Source organism: Nocardiopsis mwathae, assembly GCF_014201195.1.
In the GTDB taxonomy this organism is placed as follows: Bacteria; Actinomycetota; Actinomycetes; order Streptosporangiales; family Streptosporangiaceae; genus Nocardiopsis_C; species Nocardiopsis_C mwathae.
Map to the genome: position 1 here is coordinate 2,312,380 of NZ_JACHDS010000001.1, position 22,043 is coordinate 2,334,422.

Annotated in this window: 9 protein-coding genes; 2 read left to right on the forward strand and 7 right to left on the reverse strand. The window is 73.3% G+C overall.

What is annotated here, in order from left to right; genetic code table 11:
* Nucleotides 1–6: 6 nt before the first annotated feature.
* The 4 genes from HNR23_RS09730 to HNR23_RS09745 form a co-directional block, all read right to left on the reverse strand.
* Nucleotides 7–216, reverse strand: coding sequence for an MbtH family protein (locus HNR23_RS09730; RefSeq protein ID WP_221308077.1), 210 nt, complete (start codon nt 214–216; stop codon nt 7–9).
* Nucleotides 213–14,588 (reverse strand): non-ribosomal peptide synthetase, encoded by a 14,376-nt coding sequence (locus HNR23_RS09735; RefSeq protein WP_184075168.1) that lies wholly within the window; start codon nt 14,586–14,588, stop codon nt 213–215. The genes HNR23_RS09730 and HNR23_RS09735 overlap by 4 nt, the downstream gene beginning before the upstream one ends.
* Before the next feature lie 53 nt (nt 14,589–14,641).
* A complete protein-coding gene (locus tag HNR23_RS09740; RefSeq protein ID WP_184075170.1) occupies nt 14,642–15,646 on the reverse strand; it encodes an iron-siderophore ABC transporter substrate-binding protein in 1,005 nt (334 codons plus the stop codon).
* 167 nt (nt 15,647–15,813) lie between these two features.
* Nucleotides 15,814–17,388: a lysine N(6)-hydroxylase/L-ornithine N(5)-oxygenase family protein gene (locus HNR23_RS09745; protein ID WP_246421675.1), complete on the reverse strand. Its 1,575-nt coding sequence runs from the start codon at nt 17,386–17,388 to the stop codon at nt 15,814–15,816.
* A 176-nt stretch (nt 17,389–17,564) separates the two neighbouring features.
* Here HNR23_RS09745 and HNR23_RS09755 point away from each other — a divergent pair, with 176 nt between their 5' ends.
* Both HNR23_RS09755 and HNR23_RS09760 read left to right on the forward strand, forming a co-directional pair.
* Nucleotides 17,565–18,512: a methionyl-tRNA formyltransferase gene (locus tag HNR23_RS09755; RefSeq protein WP_184075172.1), complete on the forward strand. Its 948-nt coding sequence runs from the start codon at nt 17,565–17,567 to the stop codon at nt 18,510–18,512.
* Nucleotides 18,513–18,664: 152 nt separating this feature from the next.
* Nucleotides 18,665–19,954, forward strand: a complete 1,290-nt coding sequence (locus tag HNR23_RS09760; RefSeq protein ID WP_184075174.1) for a D-arabinono-1,4-lactone oxidase — start codon at nt 18,665–18,667, stop codon at nt 19,952–19,954.
* 13 nt (nt 19,955–19,967) lie between these two features.
* Here the strand turns inward: HNR23_RS09760 and HNR23_RS09765 are convergent, their stop codons facing one another.
* The 3 genes from HNR23_RS09765 to HNR23_RS09775 all read right to left on the reverse strand — a co-directional run bounded on the left by HNR23_RS09765 (nt 19,968) and on the right by HNR23_RS09775 (nt 21,976).
* Nucleotides 19,968–20,237 carry an SHOCT domain-containing protein gene (locus HNR23_RS09765; RefSeq protein ID WP_221308078.1) on the reverse strand — a complete coding sequence of 90 codons (270 nt, stop codon included), beginning with the start codon at nt 20,235–20,237 and terminating at the stop codon, nt 19,968–19,970.
* A 175-nt stretch (nt 20,238–20,412) separates the two neighbouring features.
* Entirely contained in the window at nt 20,413–21,540 is a 1,128-nt protein-coding gene (locus HNR23_RS09770) for a DUF2293 domain-containing protein (protein WP_343070502.1), read from the reverse strand.
* Nucleotides 21,541–21,559: 19 nt separating this feature from the next.
* Nucleotides 21,560–21,976: a DoxX family protein gene (locus HNR23_RS09775; protein ID WP_184075176.1), complete on the reverse strand. Its 417-nt coding sequence runs from the start codon at nt 21,974–21,976 to the stop codon at nt 21,560–21,562.
* Nucleotides 21,977–22,043 lie beyond the last annotated feature (67 nt).

The window sequence follows — 22,043 nt, forward strand, 5'->3', positions numbered from 1 at the left end:
TGCGGCTCAGCCGCCCATGGCGTCGATGAGGCTCTTGGGCCGCAGGTCGGTCCAGTTCTCCTCGACGTAGGCCAGGCAGGCGTCGCGGGTGTCCTCACCGAAGACGGTGCGCCAACCGGCCGGGACCTCGGCGAATGACGGCCACAGCGAGTGCTGCCCCTCGTCGTTGACCAGGACCAGGAAGCGGCCTTCGGCGTCGTCGAACGGGTTGCTCATGATCGGTTCCTCCTCAGGATCTCCGAGAGGGGCAGGCCGGGGTCGGCCGCCGCTCCCTTCAGTACGGTGAGCAGATCGGTGACCAGGCGCTCGGCGGTGGCCCGGTCGAACAGGTCGGTGGCGTAGATGAGGCCGCAGTGCACGTCCCCGCTCCCCCGCGGCTCGTGGAAGCCGAGCGTCAGATCGGCGGGTGCCGTGCCCGTGTCGACCGCGTCGAGGGTACCGAGCTCCCCCTCCAGCTGGGAGCGCTCGGCCTGCTCGTGGTGGATGACCAGCACCTGCGGCCCGTCCCAGCCGAGTTCGCCGGCCACCTCCTCCAGCGGGGTCTCCTGGTGGTCCAGAGCGCTGAGCGCGGTCTCGCGGACGCGGCCCAGCAGGTCGGTGAAGGCGGGGTCGTCGCCGGTGTCGGTCCGCAGCACCACGGTGTTGAAGAAGCAGCCGACGAGGTCGGCCAGCCCGTCCTCGGTCCGCCCGGCCACCAGCGTGCCGATCGGCAGGTCGTTCCCGGCCCCGTGCCCGGTGAGCACGGTCGCCAGGGCCGACTGCAGGACCATGAACATGGTCGTCCGGGTCGCGCGGGCGAGCCGGTCCACGGCCGCGTGCAGCTCCTCGTCGAGGACGAACTCCACCACCGACCCCGGTCCGCCGCGCACGCCCGCGGCGGCGCCCGGACGGTCGGCGGGCAGCGGCAGCTCGGTGGGAAGACCGCGCAGGGTACGGCGCCAGTAGTCGAGCTGCCGGGCGGCCGTGCTACGCGGGTCGGCCGGGTCGCCGAGCACCTCGTGCGCCCACCGGGTGTAGTCGGCGTAGGTGACCGGCAGCGGCCCCCACTGCGGTGCGCACCCTTGGCGCCGAGCCGCGTAGGCGGTGTTCAGGTCGCGCAGCAGCGGAACCACCGACCACTCGTCGACGCCCAGGTAGTGCAACGTCAGCAGCAACGCCTGGCCGCCCCGGTGGTCGCGCGGGATCAGCAGCCGCGCCCGCATCGGCGGCTCCTGGGCCAGGTCGGGCCGGTGGCGGGCGTGGCAGGCCAGGCGCGTCTCCACGTTGGCGCACAGTTCCGTCTCCAGCTCGGGCGGCTCCACGGTGCGCTGGTAGACCGCCCCGTCGCGTTCGACGAACACGGTGCGCAGCGGCTCGTGCCGCTCCACCACGTCGCGCAGCGCAGCTGCCAGCGCGTCGGCGTCGAAGTCCCGATCCTTGGGCGCGCGCAGCACCAGCGCGTGGTCGTGGGCGGGCAGCGCGCGGTACCGCGACCACCGCCACCGCTGGGCCGGGGCGAGCGGCAGCTCGTCGGGCCGCTCCCCACACCGCAGGGCGGGCCGCACTCCCCCTCCTGCGCCGAGCTTCTCCGCCAGGCCGGCCACGGTGGGCGCGTCGAAGACGTCGCGGATGGTCAGCTCCGCGCCGAACTCCGAGCGGATGCGGCCCAGCAGCCGCATCGACGACATCGAGTGCCCGCCGAGCATGAAGAAGTCGTCGTGGACACCGATCTCGTCGATGCCCAGCCGGTCGAGGTCGAGGACCTCGCCGAACAGACGCGCCAGGCGGCGCTGCTCGGGCGTGGCGGGGCGGGCGTCACCGGCCAGGTGGCTCCAGTCCGGTTCGGGCAGCGCCTTGACGTCCAGCTTGCCGTTGGGGGTGAGCGGAAGCGGTCCGTCCAGCGGCACCACGATGGCCGGGACCATGTACTCGGGCACCCGCCCGGCCACGTGCGCCCGCAGCTCGGCCGGGTCCAGCGGTGCCCCGCCGGGATCGGCGGGAACGGCGTAGCCGACGAGCCGCACGATGTCGCCTGCGCGATCGGCGACGACCGCCGCCTGCGCCACGTCCGGGTGGGAGGCGAGGGCGGCGATGATCTCGCCGGGTTCGATGCGGAACCCGCGGATCTTCACCTGGTCGTCGACGCGGCCGAGGAAGTCGAGGTCGCCGTCGGCCCGCCAGCGCGCCCGGTCGCCGGTCCGGTACATCCGCGCCCCGGGCTCGCCGAACGGGTCGGCGACGAACCGCTCGGCGGTCAGCCCGTGCCGGGCGAGGTAGCCGCGGGCCAGGCCGCGGCCGGACACGTACAGCTCACCGATGACGCCGGGCGGGACCGGGCGCAGGGCGGCGTCCAGCACGTAGCAGCGCGTGTTGGGGTCGGGGCGGCCGATGGGGACGCGGCCGGTGGGGCCGTCGTCCGGGTCGGGCACCCAGAGCGTGGAGTTGACGGTGGCCTCGGTGAGGCCGTAGGCGGCGATCAGGTCGACCCGGCCCGACCAGCGGTCGAACAGGTCCGGGGGCACGGTTTCAGTGCCGACCAGGATGGTCGACCCCTCCGGCAGCTCGCACTCGGCGGGCAGCGCCGACACCAGCGACGGCGGCAGGATCATGTGCGTGATGCCCTGCTCGGCCAGGAAGTCGGTGAGCGCGGGGCCCGCGACGCGCGCCTCCTCGGGGATGAGGACGAGGCGCCCGCCGTGGCACAGCGCCATGGACAGCTCGAACACGAACACGTCGAAGCCGATGGAGGCGAACTGCAGCAGGGTACTGTCCGGCCGCAGGCCCATCCGGTCGACCGCGGTGGCGACCAGGCTGCCGATGCCTTCGTGGGAGACCACCACGCCCTTGGGGCGGCCGGTCGATCCGGAGGTGTAGATGATGTAGGCGGCCTGGTCGAGCGAGGTCACGCCGACCGCGGTGGCGGGCGCGGCGCCGACGACCTGTTCTGCGACCGTGTCGGGGGCGTCGAGGAGCAGCGTTGCCACACCGTCGACCTGCGGGATCTTGCCGGCTGTGCTCTCGGTACCGACCACGATCCGGGCTCCGGAGTCACCGATCATGTAGGACAGCCGGTCGCCCGGGTGGGAGAGGTCCAGCGGCAGGAACGCGGCGCCCAGCCGGAGCGCGCCCAGCACGGTGGCGATCATGTCGGCGGTCCGGGGAACCGCGACGCCGACGACGCTCTCCGGGCCCGCGCCGCGCCGCCGCAGCAGCCGCGCGATCTCCTCGGCGCGGGTGTCGAGCTCGGCGTAGGTGACCTCGCGCCCCCGGTCGACGACGGCCACGGCTCGGGGCCGCTCGGCGACGTTGCGGGCGAACGCCCCGGGGATCGACATCTCGTCGACCGTGCGGGTGGTGGCGTTGAAGTCCTCCAGCACCAGCCGGCGCTCGTCGGCGGCGAGGATGTCGACGGCGCTGACCGGCGCCTCCGGATCGTCGGCGACCGCGCCGACCAGGCGGGACAGGCGCTCGCCCAGCCGGGTGACGGTGGCGGCGTCGAACAGCTCGGTGGCGTACTCGATCCGGCAGGTGATGCGGCTGCCCGCGTCGACCGTGTCGGCCGCGGCGCCGCCCGCATCCGATGAGGCTCCCATGTGCTCGGTGAAGCTGAACACGAGGTCGAACTTGGCGGTGCGGGTCTCGTAGGGCACGCCCTCGACGCGCAGTCCGGGCAGGTCCAGCAGGTCGCCGGAGCGCGCGTGGTAGCCGACCATCACCTGGAACAGCGGGTTGCGGGCCGGGGACCGGACCGGGTTGAGCCGCTCCACGACCGCCTCGAAGGGCACGTCGGCGTGCGAGAAGGCGGTGAGGTCGGTGTCCTTCACGCGCGCCACGAGCTCGGTGAAGGTCGGGTCGCCGGAGACGTCGGTGCGCAGCACCAGCGTGTTGACGAAGAAGCCGACCAGGTCGTCCAGGGCCTCGTCGGTGCGCCCGGCGATGGGGGCACCCAGGGGGATGTCGTCGCCCGCGCCCATGCGGTGCAGCAGTGCGGCGACCGCCGCGTGCAGCAGCATGAACATGCTCGCCCCGGTCCGCTGGGAGAGCGCGCGCAGCGCCCGGCACGTGTCGGGGTCGAGCTCCAGGTCGAGGTCGGCCCCCGCGAAGGTGGGGCGGGCGGGCCGCGCCCGGTCCAGAGGCAGCTCGACCTCCTCGGGGGCGCCGTCGAGGACACGCGCCCAGTGGTCGAGCTGGCGGGCGGCGCGGCTGTCCGCGTCGGCGGGGTCGCCGAGCAGCCTCCGCTGCCACAGCGCGTAGTCGGCGTACTGGACCGGCAGCGGCTCCCAGACGGGGGCGGTGCCGCCACGCCGGGCGGCGTAGGCGGTGGCGAGGTCGCGCAGGAAGGGGCGGTCGGACCACTCGTCGGTGGTGATGTGGTGCAGGAGCAGCACGACCACGTGGTCCTCGGGGCCGACCTCGGCGATGGTCGCGCGCAGCGGCAGCTCACGGGTGAGGTCGAAGGGGCGCGCGACGGCGTCGCGCACGATGTCCGCGATCTCGTCCTCCCTGGCGGCCCTGACGCCGATGTCGGGCCGAGCCACTGTTCCTGCTGCGCGCTCGGGCTCACCGCTCGCTGCACCGCCAACCCACTCAGGCCTGCGGCCAGTCGGGATCGACGGCTCCGCTCGCTCACTCGCCCTCGCGTCGGTGATGGGCACGATGCGCTGGAACGGAACCCCGTCCCGCTCGCCGATGAGGGTGCGCAGGGCCTCGTGGCGGGCCACGACGTCGCCCAGTGCGGCGCACCACGCCTCGACGTCGAGTCCGCCGCGTATGCGCAGCACCAGTGGGAAGTTGTAGGCCGCCGAGGCGCCTTCCAGCTGCTGGATCACCCACAGCCGCTGCTGGGCGTGGGAGAGCGGCAACTCGGCGGGGCGGTCGGCGGCGACCAGCTCGGGGCGTGCGGCCGTCCGCTCCCCCGCGCCGTCGCCCTGGGCGCGGCGGACCAGTTCGGCGACCGTCGGCGCCTCGAACAGGTCGCGGATGGCCAGCTCGGCGCCGAGCGCGGTGCGGGCGCGGCTGATCAGCCGGGTCGCCAGCAGCGAGTGGCCGCCGAGGTCGAAGAAGTCGTCGTCGATGCCGACCTCCGCGACACCGAGCGCCTCGGCGAACAGCGCGCACAGTTCCCGCTCCTCCGCGGTGCGGGGCGGACGGCTCTGCTGGGCCGCGGTGGACACGGGTGCGGGCAGCGCCCGGACGTCGAGCTTGCCGTTGACGGTCAGCGGCAGGCCGTCGACCGCGACGAGGGCGGCAGGGACCATGTAGTCGGGCAGCCGTGCTTTCAGGTGACCGCGCAGTTCGGCCAGGAGTTCCTCGTTGCACACGGCGTAGCCGACGAGCCGCTTGGCACCTCCGGGCCCGGAGGCGTCGGCGACGACGGCTGCCTGCCGGACCCCGGGGTGGGCCGCCAGCTCGGCGGCGACCTCGCCGGGTTCGACGCGGTGGCCGCGGATCTTCACCTGGTCGTCGGTTCGGCCGAGGAAATCGAGGTTGCCGTCGGGGCGGCGGCGCACCAGGTCGCCGGTGCGGTACATGCGCGACCCGGGTCCGCCGAACGGGTCGGCGACGAACCGCTCGGCGGTCAGGCCGTGCCGGTCGTGGTAGCCGCGGGCCAGGCCGACCCCGGCGATGTACAGCTCACCGGGGCCGCCGGGCGGGACGGGCCGCAGGCGGGAGTCGAGCACGTAGCCGCGGGTGTTCCAGATGGGCCGCCCGACGGTCGGCGTCGCGCTGTCGAAAGTGGAGCCGCCGAGGGTGTTGATGGTGTATTCGGTGGGTCCGTAGAGGTTGTAGCCATAGGTGCCCTCGGTGCCGCGCAGCCGCGACCACACAGAGTCGGAGACGGCTTCGCCGCCGAGCAGGACAAGTGCCGGGCGGTGGCGGCCGACGTGCTCGTCGTGCTCCAGCAGCCCCTCCTCGATGAGGAGCTGGGCGTAGGTCGGTGTCACGTTGACGACGTCGATGCGGTGGGCATCGCAGTAGGCAACCAGCGCCTCGGCGTCGCGGCGCAGCTCCTCGTCGCATACGTGGACCTCGTGGCCTTCGACGAGCCAGAGCAGCTCCTCCCAGGACATGTCGAAGGCGAAGGAGACGGTGTGAGCGATGCGCAGCCGCCTGCCTCCGGCCTCGGCGATGGCCGGACCGAAGATGGCTTCCTGGTGGTTGAGCTGCATGTTGGTCAGTCCCCGGTAGGGCGTGACGACGCCCTTGGGCCGACCGGTCGAGCCGGAGGTGTAAATGACGTAGGCCGGGTGGTCCATGCGCCCGGGGCGCCCGTGGGCGAAGTCGGGCCGCTCGTCGTCGGCGACCTCGGCGCCGGACAGCGCATCGATTTCGGCGCGGACGTCCGGGTCGTCGATCAGGACGGTCGGCACGCCTCCACCCGCCAGGATCGGTGCGACCTCCCCCGCGGACAGCAGGCACAGCGGCGCCGTGTCCTCCAGCATGAGGGTGAGCCGGTCGGCCGGGTGGTCGAGGTCCAGGGGCAGGTAGGCGGCTCCAGTGCGCAGTACCGCGAACAGGGCGACCACCATGTCGACCGAGCGGGGCAGCGCCAGCGCGACCACGCGCTCGGGGGCGGCGCCCCGCGCCAGCAGCAGCCGGGCCAGGCGGTTGACCCGCACGTCGAGTTCGGCATAGGTGAGCACCCGCTCCCCCGCCACCAGTGCGGTGGCATCGGGGGTGCGCCGCGCCTGGTCGGCGAGCATGTCGGCGACGGTGTCGTCGGGCAGCGGGCGGGCGGTTGAGTCCCACTCCTGTTCCAGGACCTGGCGCTCGGCGGCGGGCACCACGTCGACCGCGGCGACCCGGACGGTGAGGTCCGCGGCCAGGTTCTCCAGGGCCGTGGTGAACCGCGCAAGCACGTCGGCCGCCGCGCCGCCGTCGAACAGGTCGGGGCGCGCGGCCAGGGTGACGCGCAGGCGGCGTTCGCCCGGGGTCACGATGAGGGTGAGCGGGAAGTGTGTGCCGTCCACGTTGGACACGGCGGTGATGCCGTGGCGGCGGCGCAGCCCCGCCTGCCGTTCGTCGCCGTCGGCGTTGCGCAGCACGAACAGGGTGTCGAAGAGCTTGCGGTGTCCGGCCTCACGCTGGATGTCGCCGAGCCCGACGTACTCGTGGGGCATGAGCGCGGCCCGCTCGGACTGGGCGCGCCGCAGCAGGTCCAGCACGGACTCTCCGGCGTCGAAGGTGAGGCGGGTCGGCACGGTGTTGAGGAACATGCCGATGACGCTCTCGACGTTCGGCACCTCCACGGGGCGCCCTGCGACGGCCGTGCCGAACACGACATCGTCGCGGCCGAGCATGGCGGCCAGCACCATACCCCAGGCCGCGCTGAGCAGCGTGTTGAGGGTGAGGCCGTGGCTGCGGGCCTGACCGCGCAGGCGCTCGGTCAGCTCCTCGGTCAGCCACGCGTCGACGTCGGCGGGGATCACCGGCTCGCGGCCGCGGTCGTCGGCGGCGACGAGTGTGGGCTCCTCCAGCCCGGCCAGGGCGTCACGCCATGCCGCGGCGGCGGCCGCGGCGTCCTGGCGCTCCAGCCAGGCGAGGTAGTCGCCGTACGAACCGGGTTCGGGCAGCCCGGTGGCGTCGCCGCCCTGCTCGTAGAGGGCGAACAGCTGCTCCAGGAACAGCCAGGCCGACCAACCGTCCCACAGCACGAGGTGGTGGGTGATCAGGAGCCGGTCGCGGCCGTCGGACATCCGGACGAGGCGCAGGCGGCACAGCGGCGGGCGGGCCAGGTCGAATCGCTCTCGGCGGTCGCTCTCCATGAGTTCGGCGAGGCGGGCGGAGCGCTCGCCCTCGGGCAGGCCGGACAGGTCGACCTCGGTCAGCGGCACCTCGGGGTCGGTGGCGATGAACTGCACCGGCCGGGGCACACCGTCACCGGTGAAGCCGGCGCGCAGGCTGGGGTTGCGGGCCAGCAGCGTGGCGCAGGCGGCGCGCAGCCGGTCGGCATCGAGACGCCGGTCGAAGTCGAGGGCCTCCTGGGAGATGTAGACGTCGAGGGCGCCCTCGTCGTAGCTGGAGTGGAAGTACAGGCCTTCCTGCAGCGGGGAGAGCGGCCAGATGTCCACCACGGGGGTGGGGCTGATCGCCTCGACCCGGGCGGTCTCCTCGGGGGCGAGGCTGAACGTCGCGGGGGCGGTGTCGCCCGCGCCCGTGGCCGGAACGGTCGCCTGCGCGACGGCGGCGAGCGCGGCAGGGGTCCGGTGTCGGAACACGTCGCGCGGGCTGATCTCCAGCCCGGCGGCACGGGCCCGGCTGGAGACGGCGATGGAGGTGATGCTGTCGCCGCCGAGCATGAAGAAGTCGTCGTCGATGCCGACCTCGGCACGTCCCAAAGTCGCGGCGAAGCTCGCGCACAGCAGGCGCTCGCGGGCGTCGCGCGGCGCCCGCGCCGGCGTCGGGGCGGCCGTGGCGGGGGCGGGCAGCGCCGCGGAGTCGAGTTTGCCGCTGGGGGTGAGCGGGAGGTCGCCGAGCAGGACGAACGCACTGGGCACCATCGGTGCGGCCAGCCGCTCGGCCAGCTCGGCGTGCAGGTGCTCGGGGTCGAGGCCGTCGTGCCCCGGGGCGGGGACGAGGTAGGCGACGAGCATCCCGCCGCGCGCGACCACGGCCGCCCGTGCGACGCCGGGCAGCGCGGTGAGCGCGGCCTCGATCTCGCCGGGCTCGATGCGGTTGCCGCGGACCTTGATCTGCCGGTCGGTGCGCCCGAGGTATTCCAGGGCTCCGTCGGCGCGTCGGCGCACCAGGTCGCCGGTGCGGTACATGCGCTCCCCGGGTTCACCGAACGGGTCGGCGACGAACCGCTCGGCGGTCAGCCCGGGGCGGCGGTGGTAGCCGCGGGCCAACTGGACCCCGGCCAGGTAGAGCTCGCCAGGGACCCCGGGAGGCACCGGCCGCAGGTACACGTCGAGGACGTGCAGGCGCGTGTTCCACACCGGCCACCCGATGGGCACGCTCGCGTCGGCCTTCGCGCCGGGGGCAAACGGATACCAGGTCACGTCCACGGCCGCCTCGGTCGGGCCGTAGAGGTTGTGCAGCGGGACCCCGGTGAGGGCGTCCCAGCGGGCGGCGGCGCCGGTGGCGAGCGCCTCGCCGCTGCTGAAGACGCGCAGCAGGCTCGCCGCCCACCCCGGGTCCGCGGTGACCTCCTCGGCCCGGAGGAAGGCCTCCAGCATCGACGGCACGAAGTGCAGCGTGGTGATGCCCCGGCGCCGGATCAGGTCGGCCAGGTAGGCGGGGTCGCGGTGCCCGTCGGGCCGGGCGAGTACGACGGCGGCGCCCTCGCACAGAGCCCAGAAGAACTCCCACACCGAGACGTCGAAGCCGGAGGGGGTCTTCTGCAGTACCCGGTCCTCGGCGGTGAGGCCGTAGTGGTCCTGCATCCACGCCAGCCGGTTCACGATCGCCCGGTGCGTCACGACGACCCCCTTGGGCCGACCGGTCGATCCGGAGGTGTAGATGAGGTAGGCGGGATCGTCGGGCCGGGCCGCCGCGGGGGCGGTCGGGTGGTCGACGGTGTCCGCGCTGTCGGCCTCGCCCAGGACGAACCGGTCCAGGCCGTCGAGGACCGGGAGGTGGTCGGCCGCGCCGGGGACGGTGACGACGGTGCGCGCGCCGGAGTCGGCGAGCATGTAGGCCACCCGGTCGGCCGGGTAGTCCAGGTCGAGGGGAAGGTAGGCGGCGCCGGCCTTGAGGACGCCCAGGAGGGCGACCGTCAGCTCGGCGGACCGGGGGACCGCGACCGCGACGACCCGGTCGGGGCCGACGCCTCCGCCGCGGAGCCTGCGGGCCAGTGCTTCGGCCCGTCGGTCGAGGTCGGCGTAGGTGAGGGTCGTGCCGACCTCGTCGTCGGCGATGACCGCCGTCGCCTCGGGGGTCGCGGACGCCTGGGCGGCGATGAGTTCGACCAGAGTGGCGTCCGGGACGTCGTCGCAGGTGGTCGCGTTGAAACCGGCCAGCTGACCGTGCTCGGCGCCGGTCAGCGGGTCGAGGCGGGCGACGGGCTGCGCGGGGTCGGCGGCGATGGCGGCCAGGAGGCGCACGAAACGGTCGGAGAGCTCCCGCACCGCGGCGGCGGGCAGACGGGCGGCGTCGTGCTTGAAGCGCAGCTCCAGCCCCTGGCGGGTGCCGGTGGGCCCGGCCCCCTCGGTGCCGCCGGTCGGCAGCACGATGAGGGCGAGCGGGTAGTGCACGGCGTCGCGCACGTCGACGGCGGTGATGTCGAGCCGCGCGCCACCGGGCGGGGCCGCCTGCTCCGGGGCGTCGGGCTGGTTCTCGACGACCACGAGGGTGTCGAACAGCTCGCCGAGGCCCACCGTGCGCTGCACGTCGGCCAGGCCGACATGGTGGTGGTCGAGGAGGGCGGACTGCTCGTCACGCAGCCGGGCCAGTGCGTCGGCGACCGTATCACCGGGCCGCGTGCTCATCCGCGTCGGCAGGGTGTTGATGAACAGGCCGACCATCGACTCGATGCCCGCGACGTCGGCGGTGCGTCCGGAGACGGTGCTGCCGAACAGGACGTCCGAGCGTCCGGTGAGCGTGCCCAGCAGCAGCCCCCAGGCCCCGTGCACGACAGTGCTCAGGGTCAGCCCGTTCTGTCGTGCGCGCGCGTCGAGATCGGCGGCCAGGGACGCGGGCAGCTCGGTCGTGACCAGTTCCGGGCGGGGTAGCCGCTCCTCCGCGTCCGCCACCAGCCGGGTGGGCTCGTCCACCCCCGCCAGGGCGGCGCCCCAGGCCGCGCACGCGGCGTCGTGGTCGCGGGCGGCCAGCCAGGCGAGGTAGGCGCGGTGGTCGGGCGCCTCCGGCGCCTGCCCGCCGGCGTAGGCGGTGCGCAGGTCACGCAGCATGATCTCGACGGACCAGCCGTCGGCGATGATGTGGTGCAGGGTCAGGGCCAGCTTGTGGCCGGTCTCCCCCTCAGGGGTGCGGACCAGCATGGCCCGCAGCAGGGGCGGCTCGTCCAGGGCGAAGCGCTGGGCCCGGTCACGCTCCAGGATCTCCGCGAGCCGACGGTCGGGGGCGTCCGCCCCGGTGAGGTCGAACTCCCGCCAGGGCAGGTCGGCGCGTTCGGCCAGGCGCTGGGCGACCCTCCCGTCGGGCAGCCGGTGGAACCCGGCCCGCAGCAGCGGGTGGCGGTCGAGCACGCCCTGCAGTGCGCCGCGCAGCGCGGCGGCGTCGACGTCCCCGGCGAGATCGATCACCTCCTGCACCGCGTAGACGTCGGCGGCGCCCTCGTCGAACACCGCGTGGAAGTAGAAGCCCTCCTGCAGTGGGGAGACCGGCAGCGCGTCGTCGTCGAGCCGGACCGGCTCGGCCGTGCCGCCCGCCGCCTCCCTCTGCGAGGCGGCGGCGTCGGCCGCTTCGGCCAGCGCCGCGACCGTGCGGTGGGCGAAGACGTCGCGGGGCGTGATCGCGATCCCGGCTCGCCGGGCCTCGCCGACGAGGCGGATGGCGATGATGCTGTCGCCGCCCAGCTCGAAGAAGCCATCATGGACACCGACCGCTTCCAGGCCGAGGACGTCGGCGAACAGGTCGGCCAGGGCCCGCTCGGCGGGGGTGGCGGGCGCGGCGTCGCCGACCGGCGCGTTCCAGTCCGGTTCGGGCAGGGCGGCGGCGTCCAGCTTGCCGTTGGGTGTGAGCGGCAGCGGGCCGTCGAGCACCACGACCGCGGAGGGCACCATGTATTCGGGCAGGCCCGCGGCGGCATGGGCGCGCAGGTCCCCGGGTGCGGCCGTACCCGCGGCGTAGGCGACCAGGCGCTTGGCGCCCCGCTGGTCGTCGCGGACGACCACCGCTGCCTGGGAGACCTCGGGGTGCGCCATGAGCGTGTTCTCGACCTCACCGGGTTCGATCCGGTAGCCGCGGATCTTCACCTGCGCGTCACCGCGGCCGAGGAAGTCGATGTTGCCGTCGGCCCGCCAGCGGGCGCGGTCGCCGGTGCGGTACATGCGCGCCCCGGGTCCGCCGAACGGGTCGGCGACGAACCGCCCGGCGGTCAGCCCCCGGCGGCCGAGGTAGCCGCGGGCCAGTCCACGCCCACCCACGTACAGCTCGCCCTCCGTACCGACACCGACCGGGCGAAGCGCGGAGTCGAGGATGTAGCAGCGGGTATTGGGGTCGGGAACACCGATGGGGACCCTGCCATGGCCGCGCTCGGGCTCCCCACCCGACTCCGCCTCCGGCGCCACCGGCGCTGCGCGCATCGGCGCCGACGGCTCGGCTCGCTGGCTCGCCCCCGTGCCGGGGGCCTTGTGCCGCGTGTCCGCGACCCACAGGGTGGAGTTGACCGTGGCCTCGGTCAGTCCGTAGGCGGCGACGACGCGCAGCCGCCGCGACCAGCGGGCGATCAGTTGCGGGGGGACGGTCTCGGTGCCGACGACCAGTACCGCCCCCTCGGGCAGCTCGCACTCGGCGGGCAGGGCCGCCACGAGGGACGGCGGCAGGATCATGTGGGTTCCGCCCTGCTCGGTGATGTAGTCGGTCAGCTCGATCCCGGCGACGCGGCGCTCGCTCGGCACGATGACGCTGCGCCCGCCGACGCCCAGCGCCATGGTCAGGTCCCACACGGCGACGTCGAACCCGACGGAGGCGAACTGCACGACCCTGCTGTCGGCATCGACGCCGAGGCGGTCGACGGCGGTCGCGATGAGGCTGCCGATGCCGTCGTGGGAGACGACCACGCCCTTGGGGCGGCCGGTGGACCCGGAGGTGTAGATGACGTAGGCGGCCTGGTGCAGGCGGGGGGTGGCGGGCGGGGCGGCGTGCTGGTAGCCGGAGGTGTCGGCGGTGTCGAGCAGGAGGGTGGACGGGCGCGGCGGATCCACCGGCCCATCGGAGCCCGGAAGGTCGCCGGTCAGCTCGGAGGCGGTGATGATGAGCCGCGCTCCGGCGTCCGAACAGATGTAGGCGATCCGCTCGCGCGGATGGTCGAGGTCGATCGGCAGGTAGGCGGCTCCGGCCTTCATGACGGCGAGCAGGGCGACGGCGAGGTCGGTCGAGCGGGGCAGCGCGACGGCGACGACGTCCTCGTCGCGCACGCCGCGCTCACGCAGCAGGTGGGCCAGCCGGTTGGCGGCGGCGTCCAGTTCGGCGTAGGTGAGCCGGTCGGGCCCGCAGACCACGGCGACATTGCCGGGGGTGCGGGCGGCCTGGCGTTCGACGGCGGCGGGCCAGGTGAGCTCGTCGACGTCGCGCGGATCGGCGCCGAAGTCCGCCAGGAGGCGGGTGCGCTCGGTCTCGGGCAGCAACTCGATGGCGCCGATGGGCCCGTTCGGGCGCTCGGCGATCGCGTCGAGCACGGCGAGCAGGCGGTACTCGTGCCCGGCCAGCTCCTCGGGGGTGCACACGGCGGCGTCGGCGTCCAGGTTGACGGTGAGGCCGCGGCCGTCGGCCTGCTCGTCGACGGAGACCGACAGATCGTTGACCGGGCCCAGGGACAGGTTGCGGTGCTCGACCTCGTGGTCGCCGAAGCGCATGCCGTCGCCTGTGTAGCCCATGAAGTTGACGGTGGGCCCGACGAGCCGGGGCAGCCCGTCGGTCAGTCCGAGTTCCCGGGCGAGGTCCTCGCCGCGGAACCGGCTGTGGGCGACGAGCGCGCGGACCTGCGCGTCCGCGGTGCGCACCAGATCGGCCGGGGTGGTGTCGGGGCGCACGGTGAGGCGCAGCGGCAGCACGTTGGAGGCCATGCCGGGGACGTCGCGCGTGCCCGGGTCCGGGCGGGCGGTGACGGGTAGGCCGAGGATGACGTCCCGGCTGCCGGTGGCGCGGTGCACATAGGCGGCGACGGCGGCGACGGCGACCCTGGACAGCCGGGTGCCGGCCTGCTCGGCGACGTCACGCAGCGCCTGGGTGGACGCGGCCGGAAGGTGGAGGGTGCGGCGCAGGAAGCGGCGCATCGGGGTGTCGGCGCGCTCGACCAGCCGGGCCGGTTCGGGGCGGTCGGCGAGGAGTGTGTGCCAGTACTCGCGGTCGGTTTCGTGGTCGGGCGAGGCCAGGTAGGCGGCGTCGGCGGCCCGCAGCCGGTCCAACGGGCCGAAGCCGGTGCGTCCGGCCTGCCCGCGCCCCGAGGGGGCCGCGCGGCTGCCCGCGGGGCCGTCGCCCGCACCGGCTTCCGTGTCGGACACCGAGGCGGTGTAGAGGGCGGCGGCCCGCCGTGTGACGAGGGTGCCGCCGTAGGCGTCCATGACGAGGTGGTGGTAGCGCTGGTACCAGCGCACGTGCCCGTCGCCGAGGCGGAGGAGCGCCTGGGTGAACAGGGGGCCGCGTTCGAGGTCGGCGGCACGGTCGAGGTCGGTGCGCATCCACGCGTCCGCGGTGGCGGCCGGGTCGGGGTCGGCGCTGAGGTCCAGCAGCCGCGGCGCCGGGTCGGCCGGCGCCGCGGTCCGGCGGGGAGTACCGTCGGGACCCGCGGCGGTGGTGAACACCGTGTGCAGGCTCTCGGCCTCGGCGGTCGCGCGCCGGACGGCGGCGGCGAGCCGGTCGAGGTCGACGCGGCCGCGGATCTCCACGCACCACGCGATGTTGTAGACAGGGCTGTCCGGCTCGACCTGCTGGGCCTTCCAGACTCCGGCCTGCGCACTGGTCAGAGGCTGACCGTCGAACACCATCTCAGACGCCTTTCCGGCTACGGTGGCTTCGGGTACTCCGTCAGGGGCCGCCGCTACCGGTCGTCGGCGGTCAGCAGCGGAACGGTCTCGTCGACGGCGTAGGGGATCGACAGGACGGTGTTGAAGGAGAAGGCGGCGCCGATGTCGGGGTCCTCGTAGGGGATGAACAGGTCGCGGCCGTCCTTGACGACGTCGAGGCGCTGGTAGAGCTTCTCGTCCTTGATGCGGTCGTCGGCCTCCTCACCGGAGGTCACCCAGACCACACGGTCGGCGGAGTCGAGCAGGTCGAGCTTCTCGGAACCGAACTCGGCCACGTTCATGTCGTTCTCGACGAGGTCGTCGACGTCGTCGGAGAGCTGGAAGCCCAGTTCCTGGAAGAAGAGCGCCTTGGGGTCGGTCGCGGCGAACGCGGAGTAGACGCCGGGCTCGAAGCTGTCGGCGACGATGACGGTCTCGTCGGCGAACTCCGGGTGCTCCTCGCGGACCTGGGCGAACTTCGCGTCGGTCGCCTCGATCAGCTTGTCCATCTCGGTTTCCCGGCCCAGGGCCTGGCCGATCCGCTGCGCCATCTCCTTCCAGGGCGCCGCGTAGTCGGGGTGGTCCTTGGGCTGGGCGACGACGGGAGCGATCTCGGAGAGCTTGTCGTACTGCTCCTGCTGCATGCCGGAGTACTGGGCGATGATCACGTCCGGTTCCAGGGCCGCGATCTTCTCCATGTTGTACTCGTCGCGCTCGCCGACGATCTCGGGGGCCTCGTCGCCCCACAGCTCCTTGGTCCAGGGCCACTTGCCGTAGGGGTCCTCCTTGAACCAGTCCACGGCCCCGACCGGCTTGACGCCCAGGGCGAGCACGGCGTCCTGGTCGGACAGGCCGAGGGTGACGACCTTCTCCGGTTCGGCGGTGATCTCGGTCTCGCCGAACTTGTGCCCGATGGTGACCGGGAAGGCGCCGTCGCCGGAGGCGTCGCCGCCGGACGACGCGTCCTGGCCGCCGCCGCAGGCGGTCAGCGCCAGGGTGAGGGTGAGCAGCATCGCCCCGAGGGCGTGCTTGCGGGACATCGGGTCCACCTTTCGAGGAAGCGTCTGTGCGGTGGGGGGCGCGTGCGGCAGGCACCGTGCCCGGGCGGCGCGGGAGCGGCGCAGGGCACGGTGTCGCCGGAGAGAAGAGGGGGAAGTCGCCCGGCCGCCGTCGGCTGCGTGCGGGCCGTCCGGAGGCGGTCGCAGGGTCAGCCGGAGGCCCCGAGCACCTCCGGCTGACGGGGGAGCGCGGCCGGAGTGCGTGCGGTGACCGACCGGAGGATCTCCGCGGAGCGGACCGACACGTTGGAGAGCAGGGAGGAGGTGATGCCGTGCGTGTGCTCGGTGCCGCCCTGCAGGTAGAGGCCGCCGCCGACGGCGCGGGTGGTGGCCACGCGGTAGTCGCGGTCCACGCGCAGCCGCCCCTCGGCGTCGCGGAGGCATTCGCGGGCCAGCTCGCCCAGCAGGCCGATCGGGGAGGCCGGGCGGTAGCCGGTGGCGAAGACGGCGATGTCGGCGTCGAGCACCTCGGTCCTGCCGGTGCTGGTCGACTCGGTGGTGGCCCGCACTCCGTCCGCCGTCTCGGTGATGCCGGTCACGCGGGTGAGGTTGAGCATGTGCAGGCGCTGCCGCCCGAGGACCTTCTCCTGGTAGCTGCGGCGGTAGAGGTCGTCGATGAGTTCGATGTCGACCACGGAGTAGTTGGTGTTGCCGTGGTACTCCATCATCCGCTGCTTGGTCTCGGCCGGCGCCCGGTAGAAGTCGTCGACGGCGTCCGGGTCGAAGATGCGGTTGGCGAACGGGGAGTCGTCGGCGGGGCTGTAGCCGTAACGGGAGAAGACGGAGTAGACCTCGGCGGAGGGGAAGCGCCGGTGGAGGTAGGCGGTGGCCTCGGCGGCGCTTTGCCCGGCTCCGACGACGACGAAGCGCTTGGGGTCCTCTGCGCCGTCCGCGGCGAGCCGGTCGACGTTGGGGACCAGGTCGCGGTTGTGCCAGACGCGCTCGGAGACGGTGACACCCTCGGGGAGGGAGGGCCGCAGGCCGGTGCCGAAGACCACGTTGCGGGCGCGGTAGACGGTCTCCGCGGGTTCCGGGGAGGCGGCGCCGGCGGGCACGGCGACGACGTCGAAGTACTCGACCACCCCGTCCACGGTGACGGGGCGCACGGTGCGCACGTCGTGGCTGTAGGAGACGAGGTGGGAGAGCTTGGCGGCGGCCCATTCGAGGTAGTCGTGGAACTCCACGCGCAGGGGGAACAGGTTCTTGTGGTTGATGAAGTCGACCAGGCGGTCCGCGCTGTGCAGGTAGTTCAGGAAGCTGAACTCGCTGGTGGGGTTGCGCAGGGTGACCAGGTCCTTGAGGAAGGAGACCTGCATGGTCGCATCGTCGATCAGCATGCCGCGGTGCCAGCCGAAGCGCGGCTGCCGTTCGAGGAAGAGCGAGGTGAGGGCGTCCCCCGACCTGCTGTTCGCGCACTCGGGCTCCTCACTCACTCCGCCGCCGACCCACCCGGGCCCACGGCCGTTCAGGGCCGACGACTCCACTCGCTCGCCCACCCTCGCGTCGGTGCTCCCCGCGCGCTCGGGCTCCTCACTCACTCCGCCGCCGACCCACCCGGGCCTACGGCCGTTCAGGGCCGACGACTCCACTCGCTCGCCCACCCTCGCGTCGGCGTCCCCGTTGTGCTCCGTGACGGCGATCGCCAGCGCAAGGTTGGAGGGGCCGAAGCCGATGCCGATGAGGTCGTAGAAGGGAACCCCATCGTCGGGAATTGCCAGTGACATACCTGTCCCATCACTCGGGCGAGTAACACTCAGTCGGTCGGAGTCTGGGGTGTGCGGGCATGGCTCACCGCACACAGCAGAAGGAAGCCTAACCTAACTAAGGCATTGCTTACTTAGGTGAGTCTTGCTTAACTTGTGCGCGATCGTCAATCCCTGCACCACTATGAGGAGGCCCGATGCGGGTCGTCATGTTCGGTTACCAGACCTGGGGGCACCGCACGCTCCAGGCGCTCCTGGACTCCGACCACGAGGTGGCCCTGGTCGTCACGCACCCCAAGAGCGACCACGCCTACGAGCGGATCTGGAGCGACTCGGTAGCCGATCTGGCCGAGGAGCACGGCATCCCGGTGCTGCTGCGCAACCGGCCCGATGACGAGGAGCTGCTGGACGCCGTCAAGCGGGCCGAGCCCGACATCATCGTCGCCAACAACTGGCGGACCTGGATCCCGCCGCGCATCTACGACCTCCCGCGGCACGGGACGCTCAACGTCCACGACTCCCTTCTCCCCGCCTACGCGGGCTTCTCCCCCATCATCTGGGCGCTGATCAACGGGGAGAAGGAGGTCGGCGTCACCGCACACCTGATGAACGAGGCCCTCGACGCGGGTGACATCGTCCGGCAACTCGCGGTCGAGGTCGGACCGAAGGACACCGCCGCCGACCTCGTCGCCAAGACCGTGGACCTCATCACACCGATCGTGACCGAGGCGCTGGACCTGATCGACTCCGGCCGCACCGACTGGCAGCGGCAGGACCGGTCCCAGGCCAGCTTCTTCCACAAGCGGTCCATCGAGGACAGCCGCATCGACTGGACCTGGCCCGCCGAGGACCTGGAACGGCTCGTCCGCGCCCAGTGCGACCCGTATCCCAACGCGTTCACGCACTACAAGGGCGAGCGGATCCGGATCGTGGAGGCCGACGTCTCGGAGAAGTGCTACGGCGGCACCCCCGGGCGCGTCTTCATCCCCGAGGGCGACGGCGTGGTGATCACCGCGGGCGCCGACGCCCGCACCGGCCGCAACCGCGGCCTGGTCATCAAGCGCGTCCGCACCGACGACGGCTCCGAGCACACCGCACTGGACTACTTCCGCAGGATGGGCGGCTACCTCACCGCCCACCCCTAGGCTCGCGCCGGTCGCCGACCGCTCCCCGCCGGTGCGGTCCCGGGGGGCTGCGGCGACCGGGCCGCGCCGCACCGGCGGAGGCCGAAAGGCCTGTCCCGCAGGGGATGCGGCTTGTTAGGCTCCACGCGACCGCGGTGCGGAAGGAGACCCGGATGGAGCGGCGACGCAGGAACTGGGCGGGGAACCTCACCTTCCGGGCGGAGCGCATCCACCGGCCCTCCTCCCTGGCGGAGCTGCGGCGCCTGGTCGCCCACGCACCCCGGATCCGCGCGCTCGGCACCGCGCACTCGTTCAGCGACGTCGCCGACGGCCCCGGGGACCTGGTCTGCTTCGACCGCCTTCCGGGCGCGATCGAGGTCGACGGCGAGCGTTCCGCCGTCCGCGTCGGTGCGGGGGTGCGCTACGCGGACCTGGGGCGGGTGCTGCACGAGAAGGGGCTCGCCCTGCCCAACCTCGGCTCCCTGCCGCACATCTCGGTGGTGGGATCGTGTGCGACCGCGACGCACGGTTCGGGGGACGGCTGCGGCGGTCTCGCCACGGCCGTGCGGGAGATCGAGATGGTGACCGCCGACGGGGACCTCGCGGTCCTCCGCCGCGGCGCCTCGGGCGCCTCCCCCGGCGCCGACGCCTTCTCCGGGGCGGTCGTCTCCCTCGGCGCGCTGGGTGTCGTCGTCCGGGCGACACTGGACACCGTGCCCGCCTTCGACATGCGGCAGTACGTGTACGAGGGGCTTCCGGCCGATGCCCTCGACGACCACTTCACCGAGATCACCTCCAGCGGGTACAGCGTCAGCCTGTTCACCACCTGGCGCGGTCCGGTGATCGACCGGGTGTGGGTGAAGCGGCGCGTCGACGGCGGTGGGCGCCCGGCCCCACCCGGCCCGGAGCGGTTCGGTGCGCAGCCCGCCGACGGCCCGCGCCACCCGGTCGCGGGGCTGTCGAGCGTCCACTGCACCGAGCAGCTCGGGGTGCGCGGCCCCTGGTTCGAGCGGCTGCCGCATTTCCGACCCGACGCCACCCCCAGCAGCGGGGAGGAGCTGCAGGCCGAGTACCTGGTGCCGCGTCGGCACGCCGTCGACGTGTTCCGGGCGCTGGACGCCGTCCGCGATCGTATCGCCCCGGCCGTGCAGGTCAGCGAGATCCGCACGGTCGCCGCCGACGACCTGTGGCTGAGCCCGGCCTACCGGCGCGACACCGTCGCCTTCCACTTCACCTGGGTGGCCGACGCCGCGGCGGTGCTGCCGGTGATGGCGCTCGTCGAGGAGCGGCTGGAGCCCTTCGCCGCACGTCCGCACTGGGGAAAGCTGTTCACGGTTCCCCCGCGGGTGCTGCGCCCGCTGTATGAGCGGCTGCCCGACTTCCAGCGCCTCGCGCACCACTACGATCCGGCCGGTAAGTTCCGCAACGGCTTCCTCGACCGCCATCTCCTGGGCGAGGCCTGACCGCGCGCGCCCGTCAGGGCGAGTCCCGACCCATCGCCGAGCGCAGCTCGCTCAGCCGCTCGCGGTACTCGTAGGTGTCGATCTCACCGCGGGCGAACCTCTCACCCAGCGTCTGCTCGGCCGCCTTCCGCCACGTTCGCGCGGCATCCCCGCGGCTCTCACGGACGGCGTAGCGCACCAGCAGCACGAAGCCCACGATGACGAGGGACCAGAACACCCACGTGCTCGCCTGCATGAGACCGTGGCCCCAGGACATGCCCATCACCTCACACCATGCGTTCATCTCGTGCCCCCCTCGACGCCCTTGGCACCCACTGAGCGCTCTCCCCTACTTCCGAGGGTGCCGCAGAGAGCCGTGTACGGGCCACTGCCCTACGTCGCGACGCGGTGTTGCCTTGGTCCCGTTTTCCGGCGGGGCGGGGACGGCGGTCGGGCGATGGAGGTCGGGTCGGCGGAGGTCAGGCCGAGGGTGACCAGGCGGCGAGCACCCGGTCGATGGTCGCGGCGATGAGCGCGCGGGCATCCTCGCGGGCGACACCGGACATGAGCATCCGGTCGTAGTCGGTGTCCTCGTGGCGCACCGCGGCGACGACGGCACGCCGGACCGCGCCGGGGTCGACCTCCCGGCCCGCGGCGGACCGACCGACGCGGCCGCTGCCGCGGGCCGCGGTGTGCCGGGCGATGCGGTCGGAGCGGTCCTCGGGGCAGCCGGGGAACTGCCGAAGGATCTCCCGACTGATGCGCGCCTGCAGGTCGACGTCCTGCTCCGCGCGGCGGACGGCGTCCCGCTCGCGGCGCCGTGCCCGCAGGTCGGCGTCGGCCAGGCACTGCTCTTCGGCCCGCTCCAGGGCGGTCTCCGCCACGAGGATGCCGCGGCGCCGGTAGCGCTTGCGGCGGCGGTCCCACTGGGTGACCACGGCCGAAAGCGAGCTGGCCTTCTTGGCCCGGCGGGTGAGTGTGGCGTTGCCGGAGGGCAGCAGGACGAGGTGGTCCATGTCCGCGCAGCGCAGGCAGACCGTCTGCTCGCCTTCCAGCAGGAGGAGGCCGGCGGCACCGACCGCCGCACCGCTGTCCTCCCCGCGCTCCCCGCCCTCGCCGCACTCGGCGCAGACCCAGGGCCGGTCCGCGATGACGACCATGAGATCGGGGGCGGCCTCCCGCCTGGTGTCGACGCGCCTGCGCTGCGCCGCGGTCAGGTCCGGGGCGACCCAGTGGGTGCGGTAGGCGAGTTCCGTCGCCTCGTCGCCGTCGGCGGTGAAACGCAGGGCACGGCGGTCGCGGGTGGCGGCGGTGTACGGCGCCTCCTCCGGGGCCAGTCCCTGCTCCCGTGCCCAGGCACCCAGCAGCGCGACGGCACGCGCGAGTTTGTCCGGCGCCACCTGCGCGAACTCGGCCAGATGGGTGGCCCTGCCCTGGCGCCAAGCGTCGATTCGGTGCGCGGGCAGCCAGCCGATCCCGCTGAGGACGTCGACCGGCGCGACGGCGCCGGACCGGGTCACCGCCTCTCGGGCCGTGCTGGACACACGCAGCCCGAGCCGGGTGGTGTGAAGGTCGTCGCCGAGGTCGTCCCGCTGCACATTCCGCACAGGGGAGAGCGTAGCGCCGTCAGACGATGATGAAGAGCGGGCCGGTGATCGTCAGGCCGAGCGTGGGTGTGGCGGCGAAGAAGGCGAACAGCATCAGCGAGGCACCGGCCAGTGAGATGTCCTTGTTGAACTGGATCATCTCGTTCTGCCGCGCGTCGGGTTCGCTCTCCTGCCAGAAGGAGTGCATGAGCAGGGCGGTCGGCACGAGGAAGATCACGAGCAGCAGCGCCCCGAGGTCGGGCCAGATCCCCAGCAGAATGCTGAGTCCGCCGAGGAGCATCACGATGCCGCTGGCGAACACGGCGAATGTGGGGACGGGAATGCCCTTGGACTGGGCGTAGCCCGCCATCGCCTTGGGCTGTGTCAGGTGGCCGGCCGCTGAGGCCAGAAAGATGACCACGAAGAGAATGCGCCCGATGAGCACCACGATGTCCATCACTGCCCCCTGTCAGGTGTGGCTTGCTCAGGTACTCCCCTCCACCCCTACCCACCACCGGTCCGCC